Here is a 16,906-nt window from a genome sequence, read left to right as displayed (position 1 = left end):
GGCCTCGCGGCGACACGCCTCGTTGCCGGTGGACCCCACCGTTCGGGACAGTGAAGGAGGGCATCCTGCCCTGCAATCACGGGAGGCGTGACATGGCGGACGGCGGAGCCGGCGCGGCGGCCGGCGGTGGAGCGATCTACGGCCTCGGGATCTTCGGGGCCTGGGTGTGGTTCTGGACCGAGGCCGAGGGGTTCTGGGAGCACGCATACGCGATCTTCCAGGGCCTGTTCTGGCCGGCGTACATGATCTACGACGCCTTCGCGGCGCTCGCGCGCTGACGGCCGGCGGTGATCAGCGCGACTGCCACGCCTCCGTGTGCTCGGTGCGCTTGAGCACGGACGACGGCAGGTTGCCCTCGGCGAGCTGCTCGATCGTGACCGTCTCCAGCACCTCGCGCAGGGCGTCGCGCGCGGCGATCCACACGGGCTTGAGGCTCTCGGCGCGACCGTTGTACGTGACCGCCTCGGGACGGAGGCCGTAGATCGAGACGATCGGGCCGTCGACCGCGCGAATGACGTCGGCGATCGTCACGGCGTAGGCGGGTCGGGCGAGCCTCCAGCCGCCGGACTGGCCGCGCTGGGCGATGAGGACGCCGGCCTTGCGCAGGTCGCCGAGGATCGACTGGAGGAACCCGTGGGGGATGTCCTGGCGTCGTCCGAGCTCGTCGGCGGTCACCGGCTTGTCGCCCGGCTCGGCCGCCAGCTCGATCAGCGCGCGCAGCGCGTAGTCGGCCTTCGTCGAGACTCTCACCCGACCAGTGTCCCAAAGCGGGTCGCCGGTGGCGTGACTATCCTCCGAGAGTGACCCGCGCCGACTCCCCGAACGACGTCTCGACCCTCACCGCCGCCCCGCTCGCGCACGTGGTGCGCGGCGAGCTCGTCGAGTCGGTGCACCTGGGCCATCTCGTGGCGCTCGGCGCCGACGGCGAGCCGGTGCTGGAGCTCGGCGACCCGGGCGTGACGATGTGGCCGCGGTCCAGCGTCAAGCCGTTCCAGGCGGTCGCGATGGTGCGTCACGGGCTCGACCTACCCGATCGGCTGATGGCGCTCGCCGCCGCCAGCCACAACGGCGAGCCCGACCACGTCGCCGGCGCGCTCGCGATCCTGGCCTGCGCGGGCCTCGACGAGGGGGCCCTGCGCAACACGCCCGACCTGCCGTGGGGATCCACCGCGATGCGCGACTGGCTCGCCGCCGGGCAGGGTCCCGAGCGGATCAGCCAGAACTGCTCGGGCAAGCACGCGGCGATGCTGCTGACCTGCGTCACCGCGGGCTGGGACACCGAGACCTACCTGCAGCCCGACCACCCGCTCCAGCGGGCGATCCGCGAGACCGTCGGCGAGCTCACGGGCGTGCCCGTCACGACCGAGACGGTCGACGGCTGCGGAGCGCCGCTGTTCGCCACGACGGTCACGGGCCTCGCGCGGGGATTCGCCCGCGTGGCGGCCGCTCCGACGAGCGATCCGGAGTCCGCCGAGGCTCGCGTCGCGCGCGCCATGGCGGCCCATCCCGACATGGTCGCCGGCGGTCAGCGGCCCACCACCACGCTCATGCGCGCGGTCCCCGGGCTGGTCGCCAAGGACGGCGCTGACGGGATCTTCGCCGCGGGCCTGCCCGACGGCCGCGCCGTGGCGTTCAAGGTGCTCGACGGCGGCGAGCGTCCCCTGGCTCCCGTCCTCGTCACGGCCCTCGACGCGCTGGGCGCGTTCGACGGGGACGGCGTGGACCACGAGGCCGTCGCGTCGCTGCGCGAGCGTGACGTGCTGGGCGCCGGGCGCCCCGTCGGCGCGATCCGCGCCGCGTTCTGACCTCAGGGCTGTTCGCGCACCCAGTCGATGACGACGGGGTCGCTGGTCCGGAAGCGCTCGACCTCCTCGCCTCCGTCGCAACGGCACAGGACGACGTCGGCCTCGGCGCCGAGCTCGACGAGCTGGCACGTGCCGCCGTGGGCGACCCAGCGCTCGAGCCGCGCGATCGCGTCGCTCACGGGAGTCCCGCCCACGTGCGGAGCTGGCGGTGCACGCTCCACGCGCCCACCAGCACGGGGGAGTCGCCGAGCTCGGGCACGGGCTCGGTCAGGTCGGGGTCGACCTTCCAGCCGCGCGGGTGCACGAGCACCGCGTGGTTCTGCGGACCGCCGATGCCGCCGTGCGAGCCGACCTGCCCCTCGAACGCGTGGATGCCGCCGAGCTCGTCCACCGTGGAGATCACGACGAGGTCGCCGCAGTCCTGCAGGCCGTGCAGCCGGGCGAGGTCGGCCGCGGTACGCGAGGGGTAGGCCCGCAGCGGGTCCTCGCCCGTCACCGTGCCGTCCGCGCCGAGCGCGCGTGCGCCTGCGGGCCCGAACACGATCGGCTCGCCCGTGTCGTCGGTGCCCATCACGAGTCCGACGCCCGGACTGGCCAACAGGCCCGGCACGAGGTTCGGCCACGTGCCGTCGACCTGCGACAGCGCGGGCCGCTCCGCCAGGCGGGGGAACCACACCATGCCGAGGTTGCCACCGCCGGTGACGACGACCTCGGGATCCTCGGAGTCGGCCACGACCTTCTCGGGGCGTCGCTGGCCCTCGCCGACGACGCTGGAGACCAGGGCGTTGACGGGACCACGCTCCTCGCCACCCTCGGTGGTGGTGAGCAGCGACGCGTCGGACTGGTCGGTGCGCATCAGCGCCGCCACGTGCTCGGGGAACGAGACGCCGGCGAGGTCGGAGAACGGGGCGCCCAGGCTCTGGCCGTGGTCCGAGACCAGGACGAGGTCGTACCGCGTCGCCACCGTGCGCGCCACGCCCTCGAGCGCACCGAGGACCCCGTCGAGGCCCTCGATCGCGCGCATCGACTCGGGGCGCTCGGGACCGGCGTGGTGGGCGATCTCGTCGTAGTCCACGAAGTCCACAAAGATCAGCGGCGAGCCGTGCGCCATCTCCTCGGCGACGAGCGACAGGTTGAGCTTGCGCAGCAGCACGTTCGTCACACCGCGCAGCACGACGTAGCCGCCCTTGCGGGGGATGCGCGGCTGCACGTCGCGAGCGCGCTGGCGGTACCCCTGGTACAGCTCCTTGAGCACCTCGCCGACGGTCATGACGATCGCCCCGGGCAGCAGGAAGGGCCGGATGAAGAACGCGAGATACGTGGAGCCGGACCCCAGGTCGCGGACGCGGGTGGCCTTGCTGATCGTCAGGTACGCGCGCGACGAGCCGCCCGTGTAGGTCGTGCTGATGGCGCTCCCGTCGCGCAGCAGGCCCGAGTCGGGCGGGAACCGCGACTCGACCAAGCGCGAATCGGCCGGGTTGCCCGCAGCGAGCAGACGACCCGAGCGCCGGTCCCACCAGCGGAACGCGGGCACGTCGGGGCTGCCGTGCAGGAAGCCCGCCATGCTGGCCGGCGTGGTGCAGGGGATCGTGGCCCACCAGCCCGTCAGCGCGTGGCTCGAGCCGATCCAGCGGGCGATGTTGGGCGCCTGCCCGCCGGCGATCGCGCGGCGCAGCACGGGCAGGGCCAGTCCGTCGAGCTGGACGACCAGCACGCCGCGGCCGCCGGGGTCGGACCGCGCCCGCCCGAGGGCACGCGCGGTGCGCGCCGTCGCGGCGCCGACGACGTAGCCGCTGTCGGTCGCGCCGGAGAACCAGCGTCCGACGGCCATGACCGCCGACGCGACGAGCAGGACGACGAGCGTCTCGCCGACGTCGAGGTCGGCCCGGGCGCCGAGGCTGATCGCCGTACCCAGCACGACCACCTGCGCGCCGAGGCCGAGCGCCATCGCCAGCAGCACGCTGCCACGCGAGGCCAGCAGCCGCAGCGGACCGGCGAGGACGACGTCGACGAGGAACATCGCGACGATCACGAAGACGATCAGCTGCACCTTGTCGTCGACGGTCTCGCCGACGGACCACAGGCCGAGGGTGACCGCGGCGGTGGTGACGAGGACCGTCCACAGCGCCTGCATCACGTCGGCGACGCGCGGCACCCACCGAGAGCGCCGGACGGCGACGACGCGCTCCTCGGCCCAGCCGACGGGTGCGATCTGGCTCACATCGGCATCGTCCCACGCGGCAGGGGCGTCCGGACGCCCATCGGCGGCGCCACCACGTGGTCGGCCAGGCCGGCCTCGGCGGCGGCCTCGAGGAAGCGGCCGGCCGGCCGGGTGAACCACTCCTCGTGTGTCGGCCCCGAGGACCGCAGCACCACGGGCCAGTAGGTGCCGTGGTGGACCGGCACGATCCAGCGCGCGCCGACCTGCCGCACGGCCTCGACGGCCTGCACGGGGTCGAGGTGGCCGTGGCCGAGGGACGGGCCCCAGCCGCCGATCGGCACGAGCGCGAGGTCCACGGGGCGGACGGCGCGGAAGTCCATCACCCCGGTGTCGCCGGGGTACCAGCACGTCGTGCCGTCGCGACCGAACCGGTAGCCGACCGATGGCGCCTCGGCCGCACCGGGTCGCTTGTCGCGCCGGCCGTCGTGGCGGGCGGGGAGGACCTCGATGTCGACGCCCGCGACCTGGAGACGGTCGCCGGGGGACACCTCGATCGTGACGAGCCGCTCGAGCGGTCGCACGGCGGGCACCGCCCCGCGCGGGACGACGATCGGGACGGTGTCGTCGAACCGCCGCAGCGTCGGCACGTGCAGGTGGTCGTGGTGCAGGTGGGAGACCAGGACGAGGTCGGCGCGGGTCGCCGCCGACGGCGGCGGGGGCGAGGCGCGCCGCACGTGGAACAGGCGGCGCACCATGAGCGGGTCGGTCACGACGGTCGCTCCGGGCAGCTCGACCGTGGCGAACGAGTGCCCCCACCAGGTCACCGCCGTCATGGCGTCCGGTCCTCCATGACGTCAGTGTGGACCGCCGGCGGGTCGCGACGGCGCGATGGACCGAAGTGACAAGCCGGGCCGCCAACTTGTGCACGAGTGACAAGAGGCTGGGGTGTCGCACCCTGGTTTGTCCGCCGTGCACAATTCGCGCCCCGAAGTTCTGCCGAAACGCGCCTGTTTGCGGCATGCGCGACTGGCCTACCGTCCGGAACTGTGGCCCACATCACACATCCGGACCGGAGGAACGACGCGATGACCCTGCCGTATCTCAGCGAAGCACTCGCCCAGCAGCACGGCGACGCACCGGCCGTCGCCGACGACCGGACGGCCCTGACGTTCGCCGAGCTCGACGCCCGGGCGTCCGCCGTGGCGGGACGTCTGGCCGCCGAGGGGTTCGGACGCGGCGACGTCCTGGCCGTGATGCTGCCGAACCGCGTCGAGCTGGTGGTCTGCCTGTTCGCCGCGTGGCGGCTCGGCGGGACGGCCACGCCGGTCAACCCCGCGTTCACCGAGGTCGAGGCCACGCACCAGGTCGCCGACTCCGGAGCGACCCTGATCGTCGTCGAGAGCGACGACGCACCGACCGGCGGCGCCCGACCCCTCACCGTGGCTTCCCTCGCCACGGCCACCCCCACGGGCGCCGCCCCGGTCGATGTCTCGCCCGACGACCTGGCGCTGCTGGTCTACACGAGCGGCTCCACCGGCCGGCCGAAGGGCGTCATGCTGAGCCACGCGAACGTCGACGCGATGTCGGCGACCATGGCGCGGCACATGGAGCTGACGGCGGACGACCACTGCATGCTGATCCTGCCGCTGTTCCACGTCAACGCGGTCATGGTCTCCCTGCTCGCGCCGCTGCGGGTCGGCGGCCGGCTGACGATCATCGGGCGCTTCAGCCCCCAGACGTTCTTCGGCGAGGTCGAGCGGCTGCGCCCCACCTACTTCTCGGCCGTGCCGACGATCTACGCGCTGCTCGCGGCGTTGCCCGAGGAGGTCCGTCCCGACACGTCGTCGCTGCGGTTCGTCGTGTGCGGCGCGGCGCCGGTGTCGCAGGAGCTGCTGGCGGCCTGCGAGCGTCGGTTCGGCTTCGTGATGGTCGAGGGCTACGGCCTGACCGAGGGCACGTGCGCCTCGGCCTGCAACCCGGTCGGCCCCGACGCCGTGCGCAAGCTCGGCACCGTCGGCCCGGCGCTCCCGGGCCAGCGCATCGCCATCGCTGGACCGGACGGCGAGCACCTGCCCCCGGGCGAGACCGGCGAGGTCCTCATCGCCGGCCCCACCGTCATGCAGGGCTACCTGAACAAGCCCGAGGCCACCGCCGAGACGGTCGTCGACGGCTGGCTGCACACCGGCGACGTGGGCCGGCTCGACGAGGACGGCTACCTCCAGCTCGTCGACCGGATCAAGGACATGATCATCCGCGGCGGCGAGAACCTGTATCCCAAGGAGATCGAGAACGCGATCGCGCGCATCGAGGGCGTCCTCGAGGTGGCGGTCGTCGGCCGCCACGACGACGTCCTGGGCGAGGTTCCCGTCGCGTTCGTCGTCGCCTACCCCGGCGCGGTGCTGACCGAGGACGACGTCCTCGCGCACTGCCGGCGCGAGCTCACCCGGGTGAAGGTCCCGGCTGCCGTCGACGTCGTCGAGGCACTGCCGAAGAACCCGGTCGGAAAGATCGACAAGCCCACCCTGCGCCGACTCGTGCGCAGCGCCTGACACATCGAGAAAGGTCGAGGTTCATGGGATTCACGACAGCGGACATGCCACCGGTCGATCCGGAGCGGTTCGAGCAGATGCCGGTGATGGACCGGATGAGGCTGCTCGCGGTGCACTGGGCCGACTACGGCTTCGGCGGGCCCAAGCAGATGCACGCGATCTACCTGGTCAAGACGATCGCCTTCATCGTCGGCGGCTGGCTCGTCGTCGGGCTCACCACGCCCGGGCTGGGCTTGCTGTCCCTCGGCGACTGGTGGGGCGAGCTGATCGTCTACCAGAAGCTGATGGTCTGGATCGTGCTGTGGGAGATCACGGGGCACGCGGCCTCGTGGGGACCGCTCTCGTTCAAGTTCGGGCCGTTCACCGGCGGCTGGAAGTACTGGACGAAGGTCGGCACCCTGCGCTGCCCGCCCTACGGGGACACGATCCCCGGCACGGGCGGCGCGGCCCGGAGCGTCTTCGACGTCGCGCTCTACCTGGCCCTCGTGGCGATGCTCGTCGTCGCCCTGGTCCTGCCCGGGCAGCAGACCGACGCGGCCTACTCCGAGGTCGGCATGATCGCGTCCTGGCCGCTCGTCGCCTACTTCGTGGGCCTCGTGGTCATGGCGTTCCGCGACAAGGTCGTCTTCCTGGCCTCGCGTCCCGAGCAGTACGCGCTGTGCCTGCTGGCCTTCGCCACGCTTTCCTCGCACGTCGACATGGTGCTGGTCGCCAAGATCGCGATGGTCACGATCTGGCTCGGCGCCGGCGTCTCCAAGTTCGGCCACCACCTGACGTTCGTCGTCCAGGCGATGATGAGCAACACCCCGTGGCTGACCTCGAAGCGGTTCAAGCGCTCGCTCTACCGCGACGTCGAGAACGAGGACCTCATGCCCACGAGGATGGCGTTCGGGTGGGCGCACATCGGCGGCACCGTCGTGGAGCTCGTGCTGCCGCTCGTGCTGCTGTTCTCGACGAACGCGACGATCACGTGGCTCGCGATCGCCGGCATGATGGCGTTCCACCTGTTCATCTACTCCACCTACCCGCTCGCGGTGCCGCTGGAGTGGAACATCTTCTTCATCTTCGTGACGCCGTTCCTGTTCGGCGGTTTCATGGCCGGCGACGGCTACGGCATCGGCGACTTCTCCAGCCCGTGGCTGCTCGCGGCCGTGCTGGTCGGCTTCCTGACCGGCCCGATCCTGGGCAACCTCAAGCCCGAGTGGGTCTCGTTCCTCATCTCCATGCGCCAGTACGCCGGCAACTGGGCGTCGGGCACGATGGCGTTCCGGATGAACGGCGCCGAGGACAAGCTCGACGCGGGTCTGGTGAAGGGCATGAGGATCCAGCGCGAGCAGCTCGCCGCCCTGTACGGCTACGACGTGGCCGAGGTCTTCCTGCAGAAGTGCGTCGCGTTCCGCAGCATGCACAGCCACGGCCGGGTGCAGCTCGCACTCATGCAGCGACACGTCGACGCCCTCGAGAACTACCGGCTCCGTGAGGGCGAGGTCGTCTGCACGGTGCTGCTGGGCTGGCAGTTCGGCGACGGCCACTTGTTCGACGAGCGCACGATCGCGGCGGTGCAGCAGCGCTGCGGCTTCGAGCCCGGCGAGTGGGTCACCACGTTCACCGAGTCGCAGCCGATCCACACCACGAAGGTGCAGTACAAGGTGATCGACGCGGCCCTGGGTGTCGTCGAGCGCGGGTGGTACGACGTGCGCGATGCTGTGTCCGAGCAGCCCTGGATCCCGAACGGCGTCCAGCACACGGTCACGTGGCAGGCGCCCGGCTACCGTCCGGCGGGGGAGCTGTCCGGTGAGGAGAAGGTGACGACGTGACGACGGCGGTGGTGGTCGGCAGCGGTCCGAACGGGCTCGCTGCCGCCCTCACCCTCGCCGCCGCCGGCGTCGAGGTCGAGGTGCTCGAGGCCGCCGACGAGATCGGCGGCGGCACCCGCAGCGGCCACTACACGGTCGACGGGGTGCTGCACGACGAGTGCTCGGGGTTCCACCCGCTCGCGGTCGACACGGCCTTCAGTCGAGCGTTCGACCTGGCGGCGGAGGGCCTGGCCTGGCGGTGGCCCGAGGTGCAGTACGCGCACCCGCTCGACGGCGGCTCCGGCGCTGCGGTGTGGCGCGACGTCGACCGCACGGCGCAGGCGCTGGGGGAGTCCGGCGCGGCCTACCGGAGGCTGTTCGGCCCGCTGTCCGACCGGTTCGACAAGATCGCCACCGAGTTCCTCCAGCCGATGGTCCACGTGCCGCGGCACCCGATCGCCCTGGCCGGCTTCGGCGTGGCCAGCCTGCTGCCGGCCACGTGGCTCGGCCGGATGCTGCGGTCGCCGGAGTCGGCGGCGCTGTTCGCCGGCGTCGCGGCCCACGCGTTCCGGCCGCTGGGCTCGCCGCTGTCGTCCGCGATCGGCGTCGCCCTCGGCACGGCGGCCCACCGCTACGGGTGGCCCGTCGCCGAGGGCGGCACCGCGGCGATCTCGCGCGCCATGGAGCAGCTGCTGGCGGAGCACGGCGGGAAGGTCACCACGGGCGTCCGCGTGACCGGCCGCGACCAGCTCGCGCACGCCGACATCGTCATGCTCGACACCACGCCGGGAGCCGCCGCCGACATCCTCGGGGACGCCCTGCCGCCGCGCGTGGCCCGGGCCTACCGCCGCTACCGCTACGGACCCGGCGCGTTCCAGGTCGCGCTCGCGGTCGAGGGCGGGATCCCGTGGACCCACGAGCCCACGCGTGCCGCGGGCACGGTCCACCTGGGCGGCTCGATGGCGCAGATCGCCACGGCTGAGCGCGAGGTCTGGCGCGGCCGGATGCCCGAACGGCCCTTCGTCCTGCTGGGCCAGCAGTCGCAGGCCGACCCGGGCCGCCGCGCGGGGGACGTGCACCCGATCGACGCCTATGCGCACGTTCCGTCCGGGTACGACGGCGACGCCACCGAGGCGATCCTGGCCCAGATCGAGCGGTTCGCGCCGGGCGTGCGCGAGCGCGTCGTCGGCATGTCGGTGCGCTCCACCGAGCAGATCACCCGCGACAACGCGAACTACGTGGGAGGCGACATCGTGACCGGCGCGAACACGCCGCGGCAGCTGATCTTCCGTCCGCGGGTCGCGCTCGACCCGTACGCCACCGGCGTCCCCGGCACGTGGCTGTGCTCGGCGGCCACCCCTCCGGGCGCGGGCGCCCACGGGATGTGCGGCCATCTCGCCGCCCGCAGGGCCTTGCGCCGCGCGGGCATCGCCGGGACCATCGGGCCATGACGCAGCCGCTGACCGGGGCGGGACCCGACGCCGCCGAGGTCCGACGGCTCGTGGCGACGATGGGACAGCGGCTCGCCGAGCAGCAGCCCTACCTGACCCGCGTGCTCACCGACAACATCCGGTCGATCAGCGACCTCGACCTCGACCAGCCGCTCATCGACCTGCTGGACGCCAGCGTCGACAGCAACATCAACACGATCGTCCACCTGCTCATCAACGCGATCCCGGTGGAGCGGATCCAGGCGCCCACCGCGGCCGTCGAGTACGCGCTGCGGCTCGCGCAGCGCGGCGTCCCGTCGTACTCCCTCGTGCGGGCCTACCAGCTGGGCCAGGAGTACCTCATGACCGTGGTGCTGCAGGAGTTCGAGCAGGTCGACGCCGACCGCGCCCACACCCTGCGGGCGGTCCGCGTCATCGCCGACGCGGTCTACCAGTACATCGACTGGATCTGCCTGCACCTGCTGGATCGCTACGAGGACGAGCGGGGCCGCTGGGCGACCACCTCGGGCAACGTCGCCTCGGCGATGCTGCAGGGCCTGCTGCGCGGCGTGGACACGTCGGTGCACGACTTCGAGTCCGAGACCGGCTACCGGATGGACCAGCACCACGTCGGCCTCGTGCTGTGGTCGCGCGATCCCGGCGGCATCACCGACGCGCTGCTCACGATGGAGCGGATCAGCCGCGAGCTCGACGCGCGGATCGGCACCGGCACGCCGCCGTTGTTCTCCGCCATCGACCGCACCACCGGCTGGCTGTGGATGGGCCGGGGGCGTCACGCCGAGCCGATCGACCGCGTGGTGGCCGAGGTGCTGGCGAAGTTCCCGGATCTCGGTGCCGCCGTCGGCCTGCCCGAGCCGGGCATCGACGGCTTCCGGCGCACGCACGCGCAGGCGCGCGACACGTTCGAGCTGGCGCTCACGGCCGGAGACCGCATCGGCCAGGTGGTGGGGTTCGGCGACCGGGGCATCGCCCTGATCTCCCTGCTGCTGCAGCAGCCCGGAGGCCTGCAGCGCTGGGTGCGCGACGTGCTGGGGCCGCTCGGCGAGGTCTCGCCCGCGGCTGCCCGGGCACGGGCCACGCTCGGTGCGTGGCTCGACCACGACCGGAACTTCCAGGCGACGGCCGAGGCGCTGCAGGTACACCGGAACACGGTGAAGTACCGCATCGAGCGGATCACGGCCGACCTCGACGACCGCCTGGGCGACCGTCGGGTCGACCTCGAGCTCGCGCTGCTGGCCTGCCGGCTGCTCGGCGACGAGCTGCTCGTGGAGCCGGACGGCCACCGCCGGCCCGGCCAGGGCTGAGCCCCGGCCGGGACGCGGCTCAGCGCGCGGCGGCGAGCGCGGCGCGGGCGCCGCTCATCATCATGAGGTCCGAGTCGTCCTCGGCCATGATCAGCTCGCCGTTGGCGAACGTGGCGTACACGTCGATGTCCTGCTTGCCGCAGCCCTGGTAGGTGCGGTCCTCGAGGACCGTCACGCCCTTGGCCTGCAGAGCCTTCACCTCCGCGATGGCCTCGTCGATCAGGACGACGATCTCGGGCATCTCGTCACCGAGCAGCACCTTGAGCGCCTCGAGCTGCGCGATCAGCTTGTCGGGCGTGTACGACTCGCCCGAGCCGCGCGAGTGCAGCTTGCGGGCGGTGTTGGCGATGCTGTCGCCGATCACGTCGGGGGAGAAGGCCGGGTCGACCTTGAGGCTGCGCAGGTTCTGCACGGTGGCGCAGCGGCCCTGCTTGACGACGAGGCGCTGCTTCTTCACGGTGGCGCGCTTCTTGCCCTTGTACTTGTAGGTGACCTTCGTGGTCACGCGGTAGGTGCCGGGCTTGAGCTTCACGGCGGTGCGGTTCTTGCGCAGCACCTTCCCGCCCTGGTGGATCGTCATGGCCTTCTTGAGGACCTTGACCTTCTTGGCCTTCGTGAAGGACGGCTTCACCAGCGCGGTCCCGTACCAGTCGATGGACTTGTTCGAGATCGTCTTGATGGTGACCGGCTTGGCGGCGGCCTGGGCCGGTGCGGCGACGAGCGTGGTGCTCGCGGCGACGGCGACGGCGGCGACGAGGCCGAGGAGGGTGCGGCGCATGCGATGACGCCTTTCCGAGAACGGGGACAAAGTCCACCCAGCGTACGCGAGCGGGGACGGTCGCCGGGGCAGAACGACGACGTCGGTAGGGTGAGGCCAAGAGCGCTGCCCAGCCGTAGGGGCCGCCCAGTCACCGAGGGGATCTCATGAGCCTGTCCGTCACCGTCAACGGAGCCCAGCAGCAGGTCGATCCCGGGACGCGGGTGTGGCAGCTGTTCTCCGACGAGCCCGAGGTCATCGCCGCCCGGGTGGGCGACGCGCTGGTCGACCTCGCGCGCGAGCTGGCCGACGGCGACGTCGTCGAGCCCGTCGCGATCGACTCGCCCGACGGCCTCGACGTGCTGCGCCACTCCACGGCCCACGTCATGGCGCAGGCCGTGCAGGAGCTCTTCCCCGACGCGAAGCTCGGCATCGGCCCGCCGATCGCCGACGGCTTCTACTACGACTTCGACGTCGAGACGCCCTTCACTCCCGAGGATCTCCAGAAGATCGAGTCGCGGATGAGGAAGATCGTCAAGGAGGGCCAGAAGTTCAGCCGCCGCGAGATCAGCGACGACGACGCCCGCACGGAGCTGGCCGACGAGCCGTACAAGCTCGAGCTGATCGGCCTCAAGTCCTCCGCGAGCGATGCCGCGGAGGGCGCCAGCGTCGAGGTCGGCGAGGGCGGCCTGAGCATCTACGACAACCTCAAGCGCGACGGCTCGCTGGCGTGGAAGGACCTGTGCCGCGGCCCGCACCTGCCCACCACGAAGCGCATCCCGGCCTTCACGCTCATGCGCTCGGCGGCCGCCTACTGGCGCGGCGACGAGAAGAACAAGCAGCTGCAGCGCATCTACGGCACCGCGTGGCCCACCAAGGAGGACCTCGAGGCGCACCTGCACCGCATCGAGGAGGCTCAACGCCGCGACCACCGTCGACTGGGGACCGAGCTCGACCTCTACAGCTTCCCCGACGAGATCGGCTCGGGCCTGCCGGTGTTCCACCCCCGCGGTGGCGTGATCAAGCGTGAGATGGAGGACTACGTCCGCCGCCGGCACATCGAGGAGGGCTTCGAGTACGTCGGCACCCCGCACATCGCCAAGGAGGGCCTGTTCCACACCTCGGGCCACCTGCCGTACTACGGCGAGGGCATGTTCCCGGCACTCGAGGTCGACGGCGGCGACTACCGCCTCAAGGCGATGAACTGCCCGATGCACAACCTCATCTACCGGTCGCGCCAGCGTTCGTACCGCGAGCTGCCGCTGCGGCTGTTCGAGTTCGGCCACGTGTACCGCAACGAGAAGTCGGGCGTCATCCACGGCCTCACCCGCGTGCGCGGCTTCGCCCAGGACGACTCGCACTCCTACGTCACGCCCGAGCAGGCGCCCGCCGAGGTGGCCCACCTGCTGAACTTCATGCTGAGCCTGCTCGACGACTTCGGCATGGACGACTACTACCTCGAGCTGTCCACCCGCGACGCCTCGAAGGACAAGTTCATCGGCTCCGACGAGGACTGGGAGACCGCGACGAAGGTGCTGGAGGAGGTCGCCACCGCGACCGGTCTCGAGCTCGTGCCCGATCCGGGCGGCGCGGCATACTACGGCCCGAAGATCTCGGTCCAGGCGCGCGACGCGATCGGCCGCACGTGGCAGATGGGCACGGTGCAGTACGACTTCAACCAGCCGTCGGCCGACCGCTTCAACCTCGAGTACGTCGCCGCCGACGGCTCGCGCCAGCAGCCGGTCATGATCCACTCGGCCAAGTTCGGCTCGATCGAGCGGTTCATGGGCGTGCTGGTCGAGCACTACGCCGGCGCGTTCCCTCCGTGGCTCGCCCCGGTCCAGGCGGTGGGCATCCCCGTGGCCGAGCGCCACGTGGAGTACCTCGAGCGGCTCGCGGTGCGGCTGCGCGCCGAGGGGATCCGCTTCGAGGTCGACGACTCCGACGAGCGCATGCAGAAGAAGATCCGCAACGCCCAGACGCAGAAGGTGCCGTTCATGGTGCTGGTCGGCGACAAGGACGTCGAGGCCAGTGCGGTGTCGTTCCGCTTCCGCAACGGAGAGCAGGAGAACGGCGTCTCGCTCGACGACGCGGTCGCCAAGATCGTGGCCGCGGTGCGCGACCGGGTCCAGGTCTGATGCCGGATCCGGACGGCCTCGAGCGGCTGTGGGCGCCCTACCGGATGGCCTACGTCCGCGAGGCCGGGACCGACGCCGGCCACGACGACGGCTGCCCGTTCTGCGCGATGGTCGCGGGGGAGCGCCAGACCGACCTCATCGTCGTGCGCGGCGAGCACTGCTTCGTGGCGATGAACCTGTACCCGTACAACCCGGGCCACCTCATGGTGCTGCCGAACCGGCACGAGTCCGGCCTCACCGAGCTCACGCTCGAGGAGTCCACCGAGCTGACGCTGCTGACGCAGCAGGCGATCCGCGCGATCGGCGAGGTCAGCTCGCCGCACGGCTACAACGTCGGCCTCAACCTCGGGGCGTCCGCCGGCGGCTCGATCTCGCAGCACCTGCACCAGCACGTCGTGCCGCGGTGGGGTGGCGACGCCAACTTCATGACCGTCGTCGGGCGCACCAAGACGCTGCCCCAGACGATCGCCGAGTCCGCCGAGCTCCTGCGCGCCGCCTGGCCGCAGTCGACCAGTGAGCAGGTGACCTGATGCTCGAACGCTTCCGCGCCTTCTGGAACCGGCTGTTCTCGCCGGTCGCCGACGGCCTGATCAGGATCGGCGTCACTCCGAACATGGTCACCTGGGTCGGCACGATCGGCGTGTCCTTCGGAGCGCTGTTCTTCTTCCCGCAGGGGATCTTCTTCTGGGGCACGCTGTTCATCACCGCCTTCGTGTTCAGCGACATCATCGACGGCACGATGGCCCGCAAGCTTGGCCGCTCCTCGAAGTACGGGGCGTTCCTGGACTCCACGCTCGATCGCGTCGGCGATGCGGCGGTCTTCGGCGGCATCGCGCTCTGGTACGCGTGGGAGGGCGACTCCAAGGTCTACCTGTGCCTCGCGCTGGCCTGCCTCGTCCTGGGCGCGCTGACGTCGTACATCCGGGCCCGCGCCGAGTCGCTCGGCATGGAGGCCAAGGGCGGCATCGCCGAGCGGTCCGACCGCCTGGTCTCGATCCTGGTGATGACGGGCCTGTCGGGCCTGTTCGACCTGCCGATCCTGCAGCACGTCACGCTGTGGGCGCTGGCCGCCGCGAGCCTGGTCACCGTGGCCCAGCGCATGGCGATGGTCAGGCGCCAGGCCGACGCCGCCTGACCCTCGTCTCGTCGACGACCGGCCGGGACGGGAGCGATCAGCGGGCCTCGTAGACTTGACCCGTGAGTACCGAGATCCCCAGCAACGACCAGTCCACGACCGGCAGCGCCCGGGTCAAGCGCGGCATGGCCGAGATGCTGAAGGGCGGCGTCATCATGGACGTCGTCGACGCCGAGCAGGCCAAGATCGCCGAGGACGCCGGCGCCGTCGCCGTCATGGCGCTCGAGCGCGTGCCCGCGGACATCCGCTCCCAGGGCGGCGTCGCCCGCATGAGCGACCCCGACCTCATCGACGGCATCATCGAGGCCGTCTCGATCCCCGTCATGGCCAAGGCCCGCATCGGTCACTTCGCCGAGGCGCAGGTGTTGCAGAGCCTGGGCGTGGACTACATCGACGAGTCCGAGGTGCTGACCCCGGCCGACTACGCCAACCACATCGACAAGTGGGCCTTCACGGTCCCGTTCGTGTGCGGTGCCACCAACCTGGGCGAGGCGCTGCGCCGGATCACCGAGGGCGCGGCCATGATCCGCTCCAAGGGCGAGGCCGGCACCGGTGACGTCTCCAACGCCACGGGACACATGCGCAAGATTCGCGCCGAGATCGCGCGTCTGCAGAGCCTGCCGAAGGACGAGCTGTTCGTGGCGGCCAAGGAGCTCCAGGCCCCCTACGAGCTCGTCGCCGAGGTGGCCGAGGCGGGCAAGCTGCCGGTCGTGCTGTTCACCGCGGGCGGCATCGCCACCCCGGCCGACGCGGCCATGATGATGCAGCTGGGCGCCGAGGGCGTGTTCGTCGGCTCGGGCATCTTCAAGTCGGGCAACCCCGCGCAGCGCGCCGAGGCCATCGTCAAGGCCACGACCTTCTACGACGACCCCGACGTGATCGCCAAGGTCTCGCGAGGCCTGGGCGAGGCCATGGTCGGCATCAACGTCGACGAGATCCCCGAGCCGCACCGCCTGGAGACCCGCGGCTGGTGACCCGTACCACAGCTGACGAGCGAACGCCCCCGGTTTCGACCGGGGGCGTTCGTTCGTAGGGGGGTCCTTGGTCACAAAGGACGATGTCATGGTCACAAAGAACCATGACTCTAGTCATGAATCGTTCGTGACGTGTGACTCATTTTCGTTATTTCTTCGCTAAATGGCATCAGAGTGCCGGTATTTCGTCGTTACATGGTGGTAGCAGGTGCAACAGATGCACCAGTTACGGATGTGATCGATGGTCGATCAGCCTCATGACGTAGGAGAAGAAGATGAACAAGTCCACCAAGGGCGCCATCGCCGCCGGAGCCGCCGCCGTCCTCATGCTCGGCGGAGCGGGCTCGCTGGCGTACTGGAACGCCGAGGGCGACATCGCCGGTGGCTCCATCACGGCCGGCGAGCTGAAGCTGACCGACCCGACGCCCGGCGCCTGGACGCTCAACGGCAGCCCCGTCACCAGCCTGTCCTCCGTGCGCGTCGTCCCCGGCGACGAGCTCGAGTACACCGCCGGCTGGGACATCACCGCGACCGGTGACAACCTCAAGGCCGTCGTCGACGTGACCGGCTTCAACGCCTCGGGCTCGCTGGCCTCCGCGGTCACCCTCACCGACACCTACCTCGTCGGCGGCACGGCTCCTGCGGGCAACCAGATCACGAGCGCCGACGACGGCGAGACCCTCGCCGCCACCCTGAACGTCGACTTCCCGTTCGGCACCTCTGCTGACAACACGACGCAGACGCTGACGCTCGACCTGTCCGACGTGAAGGTCGCCCTCACGCAGGTGCAGTGACCCGGGACTGAGCGAACCGACCGACCATCGAACGAGGAAGGC

The 16,906-nt window shown here is 71.2% G+C and carries 16 protein-coding genes; 11 read left to right on the top strand and 5 right to left on the bottom strand.

Annotation, left to right across the window (positions count from 1 at the left end; translation table 11 throughout):
• Positions 1 to 92: 92 nt before the first annotated feature.
• Positions 93 to 278, top strand: coding sequence for a hypothetical protein (locus ACGWYL_RS14820; protein ID WP_179424220.1), 186 nt, complete (start codon positions 93 to 95; stop codon positions 276 to 278).
• Between the two features lie 13 nt (positions 279 to 291).
• On the opposite strand, the gene ACGWYL_RS14815 is transcribed toward ACGWYL_RS14820, so the two are convergent.
• Complete coding sequence (locus ACGWYL_RS14815) at positions 292 to 750, bottom strand: Rrf2 family transcriptional regulator (protein ID WP_179424221.1); 459 nt, start codon at positions 748 to 750, stop codon at positions 292 to 294.
• A gap of 50 nt (positions 751 to 800) precedes the next feature.
• Between ACGWYL_RS14815 and ACGWYL_RS14810 the strand changes: the two genes are divergently transcribed.
• Positions 801 to 1,805 (top strand): asparaginase, encoded by a 1,005-nt coding sequence (locus tag ACGWYL_RS14810; protein ID WP_179424222.1) that lies wholly within the window; start codon positions 801 to 803, stop codon positions 1,803 to 1,805.
• A 2-nt stretch (positions 1,806 to 1,807) separates the two neighbouring features.
• Here the strand turns inward: ACGWYL_RS14810 and ACGWYL_RS14805 are convergent, their stop codons facing one another.
• From ACGWYL_RS14805 to ACGWYL_RS14795, 3 genes are read right to left on the bottom strand one after another with little or no spacing between them, the layout of a single operon-like run.
• Positions 1,808 to 1,984 carry a hypothetical protein gene (locus tag ACGWYL_RS14805; protein WP_179424223.1) on the bottom strand — a complete coding sequence of 59 codons (177 nt, stop codon included), beginning with the start codon at positions 1,982 to 1,984 and terminating at the stop codon, positions 1,808 to 1,810.
• Positions 1,981 to 4,026, bottom strand: coding sequence for an alkaline phosphatase family protein (locus tag ACGWYL_RS14800; protein ID WP_395487567.1), 2,046 nt, complete (start codon positions 4,024 to 4,026; stop codon positions 1,981 to 1,983). The genes ACGWYL_RS14805 and ACGWYL_RS14800 overlap by 4 nt, the downstream gene beginning before the upstream one ends.
• Positions 4,023 to 4,799 carry an MBL fold metallo-hydrolase gene (locus ACGWYL_RS14795; protein WP_179424225.1) on the bottom strand — a complete coding sequence of 259 codons (777 nt, stop codon included), beginning with the start codon at positions 4,797 to 4,799 and terminating at the stop codon, positions 4,023 to 4,025. The genes ACGWYL_RS14800 and ACGWYL_RS14795 overlap by 4 nt, the downstream gene beginning before the upstream one ends.
• A 252-nt stretch (positions 4,800 to 5,051) precedes the next feature.
• Here ACGWYL_RS14795 and ACGWYL_RS14790 point away from each other — a divergent pair, with 252 nt between their 5' ends.
• Genes ACGWYL_RS14790 through ACGWYL_RS14775 form a run of 4 tightly spaced genes read left to right on the top strand, consistent with a single transcriptional unit; the run spans position 5,052 to position 11,066 of the window.
• Positions 5,052 to 6,515: a class I adenylate-forming enzyme family protein gene (locus tag ACGWYL_RS14790; protein ID WP_395487566.1), complete on the top strand. Its 1,464-nt coding sequence runs from the start codon at positions 5,052 to 5,054 to the stop codon at positions 6,513 to 6,515.
• Positions 6,516 to 6,538: 23 nt separating this feature from the next.
• Positions 6,539 to 8,332 carry a DUF3556 domain-containing protein gene (locus tag ACGWYL_RS14785; protein ID WP_395487565.1) on the top strand — a complete coding sequence of 598 codons (1,794 nt, stop codon included), beginning with the start codon at positions 6,539 to 6,541 and terminating at the stop codon, positions 8,330 to 8,332.
• Positions 8,329 to 9,762 carry a phytoene desaturase family protein gene (locus ACGWYL_RS14780; RefSeq protein WP_395487564.1) on the top strand — a complete coding sequence of 478 codons (1,434 nt, stop codon included), beginning with the start codon at positions 8,329 to 8,331 and terminating at the stop codon, positions 9,760 to 9,762. Before ACGWYL_RS14785 ends, ACGWYL_RS14780 begins: the two co-directional genes overlap by 4 nt.
• Entirely contained in the window at positions 9,759 to 11,066 is a 1,308-nt protein-coding gene (locus ACGWYL_RS14775) for a CdaR family transcriptional regulator (RefSeq protein WP_179424229.1), read from the top strand. The genes ACGWYL_RS14780 and ACGWYL_RS14775 overlap by 4 nt, the downstream gene beginning before the upstream one ends.
• A gap of 19 nt (positions 11,067 to 11,085) precedes the next feature.
• Here ACGWYL_RS14775 and ACGWYL_RS14770 read toward each other — a convergent pair whose 3' ends face one another.
• The gene (locus ACGWYL_RS14770) at positions 11,086 to 11,844 is read right to left on the bottom strand and encodes a hypothetical protein (protein WP_179424230.1); all 759 of its coding nucleotides are present in this window, start codon (positions 11,842 to 11,844) and stop codon (positions 11,086 to 11,088) included.
• A gap of 146 nt (positions 11,845 to 11,990) precedes the next feature.
• Between ACGWYL_RS14770 and thrS the strand changes: the two genes are divergently transcribed.
• From thrS to ACGWYL_RS14745, 5 genes are all read left to right on the top strand, one after another.
• Entirely contained in the window at positions 11,991 to 13,961 is a 1,971-nt protein-coding gene (thrS, locus tag ACGWYL_RS14765; protein ID WP_395487563.1) for a threonine--tRNA ligase, read from the top strand.
• A complete protein-coding gene (locus ACGWYL_RS14760) occupies positions 13,961 to 14,491 on the top strand; it encodes an HIT domain-containing protein (protein ID WP_269302405.1) in 531 nt (176 codons plus the stop codon). The genes thrS and ACGWYL_RS14760 overlap by 1 nt, the downstream gene beginning before the upstream one ends.
• Positions 14,491 to 15,096 (top strand): phosphatidylinositol phosphate synthase, encoded by a 606-nt coding sequence (gene pgsA, locus ACGWYL_RS14755; protein WP_179424233.1) that lies wholly within the window; start codon positions 14,491 to 14,493, stop codon positions 15,094 to 15,096. Before ACGWYL_RS14760 ends, pgsA begins: the two co-directional genes overlap by 1 nt.
• 62 nt (positions 15,097 to 15,158) lie before the next feature.
• The gene (gene pdxS / locus ACGWYL_RS14750) at positions 15,159 to 16,070 is read left to right on the top strand and encodes a pyridoxal 5'-phosphate synthase lyase subunit PdxS (RefSeq protein WP_179424234.1); all 912 of its coding nucleotides are present in this window, start codon (positions 15,159 to 15,161) and stop codon (positions 16,068 to 16,070) included.
• Positions 16,071 to 16,345: 275 nt separating this feature from the next.
• Positions 16,346 to 16,864, top strand: coding sequence for an alternate-type signal peptide domain-containing protein (locus ACGWYL_RS14745; protein WP_179424235.1), 519 nt, complete (start codon positions 16,346 to 16,348; stop codon positions 16,862 to 16,864).
• The last annotated feature ends 42 nt before the right edge of the window (positions 16,865 to 16,906 follow it).

The sequence above is a fragment of the Aeromicrobium sp. JJY06 genome (assembly GCF_044069275.1).
GTDB lineage: Bacteria > Actinomycetota > Actinomycetes > Propionibacteriales > Nocardioidaceae > Aeromicrobium > Aeromicrobium tamlense.
The sequence above is the reverse complement of the archived record's forward strand: the minus strand, read 5'-3'. Positions and strand labels throughout refer to the sequence as shown.